Raw genomic sequence first — 11,605 nt, forward strand, 5'->3', positions numbered from 1 at the left:
TTCGACTAGCTGAGCGAGCTTTATTTTAAACGCTCTATTGTGTTTTGACATAAAAAGACCCCCAATAATTGGAATGTCCAACTAATGGGGGTCACTTCAGAAAGGCGGTTTTTTTGATTAAATTATTAATGTACTTAATCACTACTTTGGAGGCATGCGCAGCCCGCCGTCTAAGCGGATTGTCTCACCATTTAGGTAGCTATTGTTCGCCATATGGATAACCAACTTAGCAAATTCTTCTGGTAGCCCAAGGCGCTTAGGAAACTGAACGTTAGCAGAAAGGGCGTCTTGCACTTTTTCTGGCATAGCAAGTAGCATTGGCGTGCCCATTACACCCGGCGCAATGGTGTTAACACGAATACCCAACGGGGCTAAGTCTCGAGCCATTGGAAGGGTTAAGCCGATAATACCACCTTTACTCGCGGCATAAGCGGTTTGCCCTATTTGACCTTCGTAACCAGCAACTGAAGCAGTGTTTACGATAAGACCGCGTTCGCCTTCCTCATTAACTGGCGATTGCTTTGCCATCGTTGCTGCAACTAAGCGAGAAACATTAAAGCTTCCTACTAAGTTAATATCGATAGTTTTCTGGAAATCACCCAACGGCGCCGGATTGCCTTCTTTGTCGAGTAGTCGCTTAGCTGGGGCAATGCCTGCACAATTAACCACTAGAGAAATGGCGCCAAACCTTTCGGTTGTCGCGTCTATAGCTGCTTGAACAGAAGCTTCATCGCGTACATCGACTTTGGTGAAAAGTGTGTTGTTTTTGCCTAATTCCTCTACGCGCTTTGCGCCAAGCTCTTCATTTAAGTCGAAAAGGCTGACGTTAGCACCTGCATCTCGAAGTGCGATAGCAGTGGCGTGACCAAGTCCGGAACAACCGCCAGTAACAATGGCAGTAAGATTATTTAGCGTCATAGATTTCCCTTAAACCCTAGTTTTTCACTATTATTAAAGTGATGTTAACGGGAAGTAAGAAGAAAAACTACGGTGCCGACGGGGATCGGCACCTTATATTCGGTTATTTTGCAGCTATTTTGGCAACTGAATTTTACAGTCTTCGCTTTGACGGTAGATAATTAGCGTGTGGCCGATTACCTGTAGCTTAACTGAGTTTGTTTCACGAACAATGGCATCCATGATTAGCGCTTTTTCTTCGCGATCGTCTGTTGGCACCTTAACTTTAATTAATTCGTGATGGCTAAGGGCGTTGTCAATTTCGGCAACAACACCTTCTGTCAGGCCGTTCCCACCTAGCTGCACAACAGGTTTTAAAGGGTGTGCAAGGCCTTTTAGGAATTGTTTCTGTTTATTTGAAAGTTTCATGAAGTAATATTTCTTACAATTAATCTGTTAGTTTATGCTTGAAATAACGTATTCTAACGCCATCTTCTCTACAATCCTAATGACATTGTATTGGAATGACAAAAAAGAAACACTCCGCCAGCAGTAAACGCTGGCTACAAGAACACGTTAACGACCATTATGTGCAAAAAGCAAATAAGGAAGGTTGGCGCTCGCGAGCTATCTATAAACTGGAAGAAATTCAGAAAAAAGATAAGCTTATTAAACCAGGAATGACACTTGTAGACCTTGGTGCTGCACCGGGGGGCTGGTCACAGCTAGCCGCACAGCTCGTTGGCGACAATGGTCAAGTTATCGCGTGCGATATTTTGCCCATGGACCCAATCGTGGGCGTAGACTTTTTACAAGGTGATTTCAGAGAGGACGCTGTTCTCGACGCACTATTGAACAGAATCGGTGGGAACACCGTAGATATTGTGTTGTCTGATATGGCACCGAACCTTGCAGGTAACGCGTCGGTTGACCAATCTCGCTCTATGTATCTTTGCGAACTAGCGCTTGATATGTGTCACCAAGTGTTAAAGCCTGGTGGTTCGTTTGTCATAAAGGTGTTCCAAGGTGAGGGGTTTGTTGAGTTCATGAACGCACTTAAACAATCTTTCACAACCATAAAGACGCGTAAGCCTGACTCGTCCAGATCACGTTCGCGAGAGGTGTATTTGGTGGCTTGTGGGTATAAAGTGTAGTACGCTTTGAGATAAGCGGTTTTCGTTGCGAGTTGTGTCGTTTATTCAATAAACAACTTGTTGAATATACAAGCAATTCGGGTTTATAGAGGTTAGTAGCATTGAGCGATATGGCAAAAAATTTAATTTTATGGTTAGTCATCGCCGTTGTTTTAATGTCGGTTTTCCAGAGCTTTTCACCGAGTGAATCGTCTCGTTCGCAAACTGACTACACAACGTTTTTGAGAGAAGCAGAACAGGGAAATATTCGAGAAGTTCGCATCAATAATAGTGGCGAAATTCGAGGTACTAAGCGTTCAGGCGAAACTTTCCAAACATTCGTACCTTACTTCGATGACAAGTTAGTATCTGACTTGGTTAAGAACGACGTAAGAGTGTACGGTGAACCACCAGAAGAGCAGTCTCTTCTGACGTCTATTTTCATCTCATGGTTCCCCATGTTACTGCTTATTGGTGTATGGATTTTCTTCATGCGTCAAATGCAGGGTGGCGGCGGCCGTGGCGCTATGTCATTCGGTAAAAGCAAAGCTCGCTTGCTTGGTGAAGACCAAATTAAGACAACATTTGCTGACGTAGCAGGCTGTGACGAAGCGAAAGAAGATGTATCTGAATTGGTAGACTTCCTGCGCGACCCGTCTAAGTTCCAAAAGCTTGGTGGTAAAATTCCGAAGGGCGTACTTATGGTAGGTCCTCCTGGTACAGGTAAAACGTTGCTTGCAAAAGCCATTGCCGGTGAAGCGAAAGTACCATTCTTTACGATCTCTGGTTCTGATTTCGTTGAAATGTTCGTGGGTGTAGGTGCATCTCGTGTACGTGACATGTTTGAGCAAGCGAAAAAAGCGGCGCCTTGTATCATTTTCATCGATGAAATCGATGCGGTAGGCCGTCAACGTGGTGCTGGTCTAGGTGGTGGTCACGACGAACGTGAGCAAACCCTTAACCAGATGCTTGTTGAAATGGACGGCTTTGAAGGTCATGAAGGTATTATCGTTATTGCGGCAACTAACCGTCCTGACGTACTAGACCCTGCGCTTCTTCGTCCTGGTCGTTTTGACCGTCAAGTAGTGGTTGGTCTTCCTGACATCCGCGGCCGTGAACAAATTCTTAAGGTTCATATTCGCAAAGTGCCAGTGGCTGATAACGTAGAGCCGTCAGTTATTGCTCGTGGTACACCAGGCTTCTCAGGTGCTGACCTTGCTAACCTAGTAAACGAAGCTGCATTGTTCGCTGCTCGCGGCAACAAGCGCCTTGTTTCTATGGAAGAGTTTGAGAAAGCGAAAGACAAAATCATGATGGGCTCTGAGCGTAAGTCTATGGTGATGTCTGAGCCTGAAAAAGAAATGACTGCGTATCACGAAGCGGGTCACGCTATCGTAGGTCGCTTAGTGCCAGAGCACGATCCGGTATACAAAGTGTCAATCATTCCACGCGGTCGCGCGCTGGGTGTGACCATGTACTTACCAGAGCAAGACCGAGTGAGCCACTCTAAACAGCACTTAGAAAGTATGATTTCTAGCTTGTTTGGTGGGCGTATTGCTGAAGCCATTATTTATGGCGACGACAAAGTAACCACGGGTGCATCTAACGACATCGAACGCGCAACTGAAATTGCACGTAAGATGGTGACCCAATGGGGCTTGTCGAGCAAAATGGGCCCAATGCTTTACGCTGAGGACGAGGGTGAAGTGTTCCTAGGCAAGTCTATGTCTAAGGCAACAAACATGTCTGATGACACAGCACGTGCCATTGATGCGGAAATTAAGTCACTGATTGACCGCAACTACGAGCGTGCTCAAAAGATCCTTGAAGACAACATCGATATTTTACATTCAATGAAAGACGCACTGATGAAGTACGAAACCATTGATGCTAAGCAAATTGATGATCTGATGAACCGCACTGACGTTCGTCCTCCTGCTGACTGGGATGACAGCAAGCCATCGGGTGGCGACAAGCCAAGTGGTGGTGCACCGGTTCGCGAAGGTGAAATTAAAAATGACGGTGTAGACAAGCCGTCGGTAGGTAAGCCGGGCGATATTCCAAGCTAACCTTTTACTTCCATTAAAAAACGCCAGTTTAACTGGCGTTTTTTGTTAGAGCTGATTGATTTTAATCTGGGAATTTGACTTACAGTTTATGTCACTGTGTTAGCTGAGTTATTTATTTCGTTACGTTCTACATTGTTCTTTGCAAAGAACAATGAAAAAAACACGGCGAAGAACTAACCAAAGAATTCAGCAAGCAACAAGGCAAAGAGCATGCATTTTTAAGTAGGTTTCATTGCTAAGACAGCGGGTCAAAATCAGTTTGCTTTAAAGCTTCATTTCTCAACATATTTTCTGACTAAGAAATACGGTAATTTCAAAATAAAGATAATGCAGGTAATTCATGCAGTTTGGTAAGTACTTCATAGATCTGTCACAGCCTCAGGTAATGGGCATTTTAAATGTTACTCCTGATTCATTTTCTGACGGCGGCAAGCACACAAATGTATCTCAAGCCCTTGACCATGCGCTTCGCATGATTGATGAAGGGGCAACTTTTATTGATATAGGTGGTGAATCGACAAGGCCAGGCGCGCCCGACGTATCGCTGCAGGAAGAGCTTGATCGCACAATACCCGTTATTGAAGCCGTAGCTAAAAATACCTCATGTGTTATTTCTATTGATACCAGCAAGGCCGACGTTATGCGGGAAGCGGTGAAAGCCGGCGCGGGGCTAATTAACGATGTACGCGCGTTACAAGAGCCTGGTGCATTGCAAGTAGCAGCTGAAGCACAAGTACCTGTTTGTTTAATGCATATGCAGGGGCAACCCAGAACCATGCAGCAAAGCCCTGAGTATGATGATGTAGTGAATGATGTGGGGCAGTTTCTACTCGCGCGTACCAAAGTGTGTGAAGAAGCGGGCATTGCTAAAGATAAGATTTTGTTCGACCCTGGCTACGGTTTCGGAAAGTCACTGGAACATAATTATACGTTGGTGAAACACTTGCCATCGCTTATGAAGCTGGGTTACCCAGTGTTAGTAGGCATGTCTCGCAAGTCGATGATTGGCAATTTGCTAAATAGAAAAGTGGATGAGCGCTTGGCGGGAAGCATAAGCCTCGCTACAATTGTCGCCCAAATGGGCGCACAGATAATTCGCGTTCACGACGTGAAAGAAACAGCTGATGCTGTCAATATCGTGAAAATGCTGAATTCAGTAAAATAAGGAATAATAATGACGCAGCGCAAATATTTCGGCACCGACGGTATCCGCGGAAAGGTAGGCGAGAGCAATATCAACCCAGAGTTTGTTACAAAACTCGGGTGGGCAGCAGGTAAGGTCCTTGCCGGACGAGGGACGAACAAAGTACTTATTGGTAAAGACACGCGTATTTCTGGCTACATGCTAGAGTCGTCTTTAGAGGCTGGTTTATCAGCTGCTGGTATCAATATCGGCTTGCTTGGCCCCATGCCAACGCCAGCCATTGCTTATCTCACCAAAACATTTCGCTCAGAAGCAGGGATAGTGATTAGTGCGTCACATAATCCGTTTTATGACAACGGCATTAAATTTTTCTCAGCGCAAGGCTTTAAGCTTGATGATGATATCGAGTTAGCGATTGAAGATATGCTTGAGCGTCCAATGACATGTGTGGCATCTGATAAGCTGGGTAAGGCTACGCGTATAAACGACGCTGCGGGTCGTTATATTGAATTTTGTAAGGGGACATTCCCTTCAGAATTATCGCTGACAGATCTTAAAATTGTTGTGGACTGCGCACATGGCGCAACGTATCACATTGCCCCCAATGTATTGAGAGAGTTAGGTGCTACGGTTATCGAACTTGGTACAGCGCCCAACGGTTTAAACATTAACGACGGTGTGGGCGCAACCTCAATGGATGCGATTGTTGAAAAGGTTAAGGAGAGCGGCGCTGATCTTGGCTTTGCCCTAGACGGCGATGGCGATCGCATTATGATGGTAGACCACCTTGGTAATGTGCTTGATGGTGACCAGATTGTTTACATCATTGCCCGCGACGCGCTTAAGAACGGCAAAATGCAGGGGGGTGTCGTTGGCACGTTGATGAGCAATTTAGGCCTTGAAAATGCGTTGTCAAAGCTTGGTGTTCCTTTCGCAAGAAGTAATGTTGGCGACCGTTATGTGATGGAGCTGCTACAGCAAAAAGGCTGGTCTATTGGCGGTGAAAACTCGGGTCATGTTCTCAATCTTAATATGAGCTCTACGGGTGACGGTATTGTAGCTGGGCTTCAAGTGCTTGCCGCAATGCTTCGTTCGCACATGGACTTACACGACTTAGCAAGTGGGTTTGAAATGTACCCGCAAACGCTAGTTAACGTGAGGTACGCTAACCAAGAAGTGGATTATTTAGCACACAGCAATGTACAAAATGCTAAGAAAGAGGCTGAGTCTGCGTTAGGTAAAACGGGCAGGGTACTTCTACGTAAAAGTGGTACTGAGCCGTTAATTCGTGTGATGGTTGAGTCGAATGACGAAAGCCAATCTCACAAATGGGCAGAGCATATTGCTGAAACTGTTCGTAATCTCGCCAATTAGTTGGCGTAGCAGGAAATTTTGCTTTTTGTGCTTGTATCTTCTCAATTAAATAGTTAATATCACGCCCGCTTTGAAGACAGGGCTAAGGTCTGCGTTGTGAGTAAAAATCTTAGAAAGCCATTCGTGGCTGGCAACTGGAAAATGAACGGAAATTTGGCATTAGTTGCTGAATTTAATCAAAAACTGGCGAATGTAAAAGCTGATTCGGAAATCGTAATTTGCGCTCCTTCACTTCTTTTACACGCATTTGAAACCCATTCGTTTGCCATTGGTGCTCAAAACGTAAGTCATCTTAATAACGGCGCTCACACTGGTGAGTTGTCAGTTGAAATGCTTAAAGAAGCAGGTTGCGGTTACGCAATTGTTGGGCATTCAGAAAGACGAGAAGACCAAGGCGAGTCAAGCGAACTTGTTGCATTAAAGGCAAAGCAATGTGTTTCTTCAGGTGTCGTACCCATCATTTGTGTAGGTGAGCCACTTGAAGTGAGAGAAGCAGGTGATGTTGAATCGTTTGTTGGCGAGCAACTAGATGCACTAGTTAGCGCCATGTCGATAGACGAACTCAGCAAAACTGTTATTGCATACGAGCCGATTTGGGCAATTGGTACTGGTAAAACAGCCAGCCCTGAGCAAGCACAAGAAGTACACGAATTTATTCGCGGCTACTTTAATAAAGTAGACGCACAATTGGCTCAAGGCCTTCGTATTTTGTACGGTGGTAGTGTTAAGCCAGATAATGCTGAAACCCTATTTGCACAGAAAGATGTAGATGGCGGTCTAATTGGCGGAGCCAGTTTAAAAGCTGAAGATTTTATTTCAATTTGCCAAGCGGCAAACTGACGAGGTATTTATGATTTACGAAGTGCTATTAGTAGCATACCTAATTGTAGCGCTATTACTTATTGGATTTGTATTGATCCAACAAGGTAAAGGTGCAGATATGGGCGCTTCATTTGGCTCAGGCGGTTCAAACACTGTTTTCGGTTCATCAGGTTCAGGTAACTTCATGACTCGTACGACCGCTATATTAGCAGGCTTGTTCTTCTTAATTAGCCTTTCTTTGGGTGCAATGACTGCAAACCGTGAAAGCGCAGAAGATGAGTGGAACAACCTAGAAGTTCCAGCGGCAGTAGAAGAGCCAGTAGAGCTACCAGCTGATCAAGACGTACCAGTTATTGAAGATGCAGCTCAAAGTGATGTTCCTGTTGTTGAAAGCGATGTAACAGACGTACCAAAGTCTGACGACGCTGAAGGTTCAAACTAAAAAGTATTCGCGGAAGTGGTGGAATTGGTAGACACGCCATCTTGAGGGGGTGGTGAGCATAGCTCGTGCGGGTTCAAGTCCCGCTTTCCGCACCAAATAAATGTAAAGGCCAGCGCAATGCTGGCCTTTTCTGTTTTTACACCGTGAAATTCTTGTTAAGGTGACCCTGTACGCTCACTTTTAATTGGCCTTGTTAATTGTAACAAAGCGTTAAAATCTAAAATTTACAGGATGTTATGTCTGTTCCTATTTTTATTATTCGGCTATGCTTTTCAATACTTAGTCATACTGTCTGCGACATAAACAAAACAATTTTTACGAGGCACTATAGTGCAAAAAACACTTAGTCAGAGTTTGTTCCAAACCCTATTCATAGGGATTGTGATAGCATCACTTCTGATAATTGGAGCAGTGTGGCGCTCAGCCAATACTCTCGTTGTTCAAAACATTGACCACAATATTGTTTTAGCAGAGAAAGTATTCGATAAAGTGGTTGCGGATCGTCAAGCTGTCATACGCAACGTTTCAAAAGTACTGTCTCGCTCATTTGATTTCAGGCGTGCGGTTGGCACAGAGAATATACCTTCTATTGAAGCGGCGTTTACCAGTTACGCGCAGCGACTAAACACCGATATCATCGCTCTGGTAAGTCTAGACCATCAAGTAGTTGTAACGCGTACAGACCTATTCGAAGTCGGTCAAAATGTGGAAAGTAGCCTTGCATTGGTTGCTAAAGGGAAAGACAGTGGTTTCTTCGTAGTCGATAACAAATTAGTACAGTTAAATCTAATTCGCGTAGAAATACCTACGCTTAGATATTACATGCTAATAGGCGTTGAGTTTGATAGCAGATTATTAGAAGAGCTAAAAGCGCTCGTAGACGCTGAAATTATTATCTCAAGAACTGATACCAATGACGTTCTTACGACTACCTTAAAAGAAAATGATGCGCAACGGATCCTCGCGTCAGAACACGACCCCTCGTGGATAGATGTAACGTTTAAAGACGAGCTTACTTACTTTGCCCGTGAGGTGAATATCGCCTCTGATGGCAATTTGCCGGTTAAGATAACTCTAGCTGTAGATACAACGTCTTCATTTAGTGCTTTCACACGTATTCAATTGACGATTCTGGCATTTTGCTTAGTCGCAATATTCATTGCTCTGGGTCTTTCTCTGCTGCTTGCCAGGAACGTGAGTCGACCAGTGTCTACCTTGGTAAAAGCAGTGAATAAGGTCGCGTCAGGAAGCTATGGCGCAACCCTTGACGCACCGTCGAACCTCAAAGAGATTACCGAACTTGCCAACGCAGTCGACAGCATGCAAGCAAGTATTAAAAGCCGTGAAAATCATATTCGTTATCAAGCAGAACACGACGTGCTTACCGGGCTTTTCAATCGGAACTATGTTGAAGGCTTCTTTGAGTCACAACTTCAAGAAGAAAGAGAGTTACAGGTTGTTGCCATTACCGTAATCGGATTTCGAACCATTAACGACCTCTACGGTTACTCTAACGGCGATAATACACTGAAAGCGCTTGCCGAGAGGCTTCAGCGTTGGCCTGGTACATCCGCAAGATTAGCTGGCGGTGAGATTTTATATATTACGCAAGATTCACTTAATGATGACCAGCTCGAAACGCTTAAGCACATATTAGAGCAGCCAGTGGAAAGTAACCTGATTACAATTCCAGTAAAAGTCGCCATGGCGGTTATCCAGTGCCCGCAAGATGCAACAACATCAAAAGAATTATTCAGAAAAATGAATATTGTTACTGATGAAGCGATACACAGTGACAGCTGGTGCGTTCGCTATAGGACAGAACTAGAAGATAAATACAATCGCAGACTATCAATTACCACTGAACTAAAACGTGCACTGGCTAGCCAGCAAAACGAACTGTCTATGGTTTACCAGCCAAAAATAGATCTGCAGACTATGAAAGTATGCAGCATGGAAGCGCTTATTCGCTGGAATAATAGTGTTCTGGGCTTTGTTCCACCTGATGAGTTTATTACCATTGCTGAGCAAGCAGGGTTAATTGAGCAAGTTACAACTTGGGTAATGAAGCAAACCATTTCAGACTTAGCTTATTTTAGAGGCATGGGGTATAAGTTCACCGTTGCGATGAACTTATCTACTCAGGATATTCAAAATAAGGTACTTCTAGGGAAGCTGGTGTCGCTTTTAACTCAGGAAGGCCTGTCACCTGAAGCTCTGGAACTTGAAATAACAGAAAGCGATTTAGTTGCTGACGCGTCGCTTGCTATAGAGAACCTGAATGAACTAACGGCGCGGGGCTTTCATTTCGCCATCGACGACTTTGGTACAGGCTATTCATCGTTAGCCTATTTAAAAAACTTGCCCGTAAAAACGATTAAAATTGATAAGAGTTTTATTCTGTCGCTGGCGAGTGATGAAAACGACCAGCAAATTGTTCATACCGTGCTGAGTTTGGCGAATGTGTTTAATTTAAAGGTTGTGGCTGAAGGTGTTGAAGACGTAGCGTCGCTTGAAATCTTAAAGGACTGGGGCTGTGATATCGTTCAAGGTTATTACATTAGTCGCCCACTTAGTCGTTCAGACCTTGAAGACTGGCTTCAAAATACGCTTTTCGGTGAATAGCTATTTCTTCAAATTTAATTTATCGTTTTACAGTAATCACTATGCCTTTGCCGCAGTATTTGGCGACATGGCATCGTAAATGCAAAACTAATAATGAAGCGTGCAAAACGCTCTGCGGGCCTGATTTCTTCGCCAAAGTGTGAGTATTTTGCCCACTGAGTTGTGAAATTACTTCAAAAACAAGGAATTTATTATGGACATCATTCGTATACTTTTATCGATTTTACTTCCACCGCTGGGCGTATTTTTACAAGTGGGTATCGGTGCTCACTTTTGGATTAATATCCTTTTAACTATTCTTGGCTATTTCCCAGGTGTTATTCACGCTGTTTACATCATCGCTAAAAAGTAGGTGATGAAAAACGCTGTATTGGCGGCTATGCAATAAATTGCATAGTCGTCGCGAGTACAGCAACCAAATATGAAATAAACAAAAGTCAGCTTTAATAGCTGGCTTTTTACGTGAGACGTTTGTCGAATAGGACGATTTCGGCAACGTGACATATCCCATGTTAGGCGGTGAGCTTTTCGTCGTCTAACTCTTGCTTCATCTCTTTTTGATATTCATCTGCAAGTTTTGTTTTTTGGCGGTCATTAAGTACATTGCCTGCAACTTGGAAGAATTCCTGTTCTTCGTCGGCAAGGTGATGTTCCACCTTTTCCTGAAGTGTTTTCAAATGACGCAACCAAGCTGGTGAACTCATATCCGTATCATCGAGCTTTGCGAGTAGCTCATCAATTTCGTGATGCTCTGCAATGCCGTGACGTGTTAAATCTACAGTGGCATCTTTCTCCAGAAGATGAGAATAGAAATGGCGTTCTTCAGCGATGGCATGACTTTCAAGCTGTGTCTTAAGCTCTTGAAAATATTCACGGCGCGCAGCAGTGTTTCCGCTTGTTTCAGCTAGTATTTTAAGCAGTAAACGTTGCTTTTCATGGTCTTGACGCAAAGCTTCAAAAATTTTCATGGGTAGTTCCTTATAAATACCTAAAAAATGAATCACACCTGTGGTAATGCTATTTTTATTCCATGAATGGAATATCTGTTACGCGCTGATTTTTATAAGAAATTTCAAATGAAGTGACACAGAGTCATTGA

The 11,605-nt window shown here is 44.0% G+C and carries 11 protein-coding genes and 1 tRNA gene; 9 read left to right on the forward strand and 3 right to left on the reverse strand.

Annotated elements, in window-relative coordinates; genetic code table 11:
* Window positions 1-141: 141 nt before the first annotated feature.
* Window positions 142-918 (reverse strand): 3-hydroxyacyl-CoA dehydrogenase, encoded by a 777-nt coding sequence (locus tag MHM99_RS17425; protein WP_168533492.1) that lies wholly within the window; start codon window positions 916-918, stop codon window positions 142-144.
* A 114-nt stretch (window positions 919-1,032) separates the two neighbouring features.
* Window positions 1,033-1,326 (reverse strand): ribosome assembly RNA-binding protein YhbY, encoded by a 294-nt coding sequence (gene yhbY / locus MHM99_RS17430; RefSeq protein ID WP_014949363.1) that lies wholly within the window; start codon window positions 1,324-1,326, stop codon window positions 1,033-1,035.
* Between the two features lie 95 nt (window positions 1,327-1,421).
* On the opposite strand from yhbY, the gene rlmE reads away from it, so the two are divergent.
* From rlmE to MHM99_RS17475, 9 genes are all read left to right on the forward strand, one after another.
* Window positions 1,422-2,051, forward strand: a complete 630-nt coding sequence (gene rlmE, locus MHM99_RS17435; RefSeq protein WP_014949364.1) for a 23S rRNA (uridine(2552)-2'-O)-methyltransferase RlmE — start codon at window positions 1,422-1,424, stop codon at window positions 2,049-2,051.
* 101 nt (window positions 2,052-2,152) lie between these two features.
* Window positions 2,153-4,099, forward strand: a complete 1,947-nt coding sequence (gene ftsH / locus MHM99_RS17440) for an ATP-dependent zinc metalloprotease FtsH (protein WP_014949365.1) — start codon at window positions 2,153-2,155, stop codon at window positions 4,097-4,099.
* A 340-nt stretch (window positions 4,100-4,439) separates the two neighbouring features.
* Window positions 4,440-5,264, forward strand: coding sequence for a dihydropteroate synthase (gene folP, locus MHM99_RS17445; RefSeq protein ID WP_168533489.1), 825 nt, complete (start codon window positions 4,440-4,442; stop codon window positions 5,262-5,264).
* Between the two features lie 9 nt (window positions 5,265-5,273).
* Window positions 5,274-6,617: a phosphoglucosamine mutase gene (gene glmM, locus MHM99_RS17450; RefSeq protein WP_168533487.1), complete on the forward strand. Its 1,344-nt coding sequence runs from the start codon at window positions 5,274-5,276 to the stop codon at window positions 6,615-6,617.
* A gap of 96 nt (window positions 6,618-6,713) precedes the next feature.
* Window positions 6,714-7,457: a triose-phosphate isomerase gene (gene tpiA, locus MHM99_RS17455; RefSeq protein ID WP_039232718.1), complete on the forward strand. Its 744-nt coding sequence runs from the start codon at window positions 6,714-6,716 to the stop codon at window positions 7,455-7,457.
* A gap of 10 nt (window positions 7,458-7,467) precedes the next feature.
* Complete coding sequence (secG, locus tag MHM99_RS17460) at window positions 7,468-7,881, forward strand: preprotein translocase subunit SecG (protein WP_039232721.1); 414 nt, start codon at window positions 7,468-7,470, stop codon at window positions 7,879-7,881.
* A 9-nt stretch (window positions 7,882-7,890) separates the two neighbouring features.
* A tRNA-Leu gene (locus MHM99_RS17465) sits at window positions 7,891-7,976 on the forward strand.
* Between the two features lie 235 nt (window positions 7,977-8,211).
* Window positions 8,212-10,506 carry a GGDEF domain-containing protein gene (locus tag MHM99_RS17470; protein ID WP_239220222.1) on the forward strand — a complete coding sequence of 765 codons (2,295 nt, stop codon included), beginning with the start codon at window positions 8,212-8,214 and terminating at the stop codon, window positions 10,504-10,506.
* Between the two features lie 193 nt (window positions 10,507-10,699).
* On the forward strand, window positions 10,700-10,858 hold the full coding sequence (locus MHM99_RS17475; RefSeq protein ID WP_014949371.1) for a YqaE/Pmp3 family membrane protein: 159 nt from the start codon (window positions 10,700-10,702) through the stop codon (window positions 10,856-10,858).
* A gap of 160 nt (window positions 10,859-11,018) precedes the next feature.
* Here the strand turns inward: MHM99_RS17475 and MHM99_RS17480 are convergent, their stop codons facing one another.
* Window positions 11,019-11,474: a hemerythrin domain-containing protein gene (locus MHM99_RS17480; RefSeq protein WP_049587787.1), complete on the reverse strand. Its 456-nt coding sequence runs from the start codon at window positions 11,472-11,474 to the stop codon at window positions 11,019-11,021.
* Window positions 11,475-11,605: the final 131 nt, after the last annotated feature.

The organism is Alteromonas sp. MmMcT2-2 (assembly GCF_022348305.1).
GTDB classification, from domain to species: Bacteria; Pseudomonadota; Gammaproteobacteria; order Enterobacterales; family Alteromonadaceae; genus Alteromonas; species Alteromonas macleodii.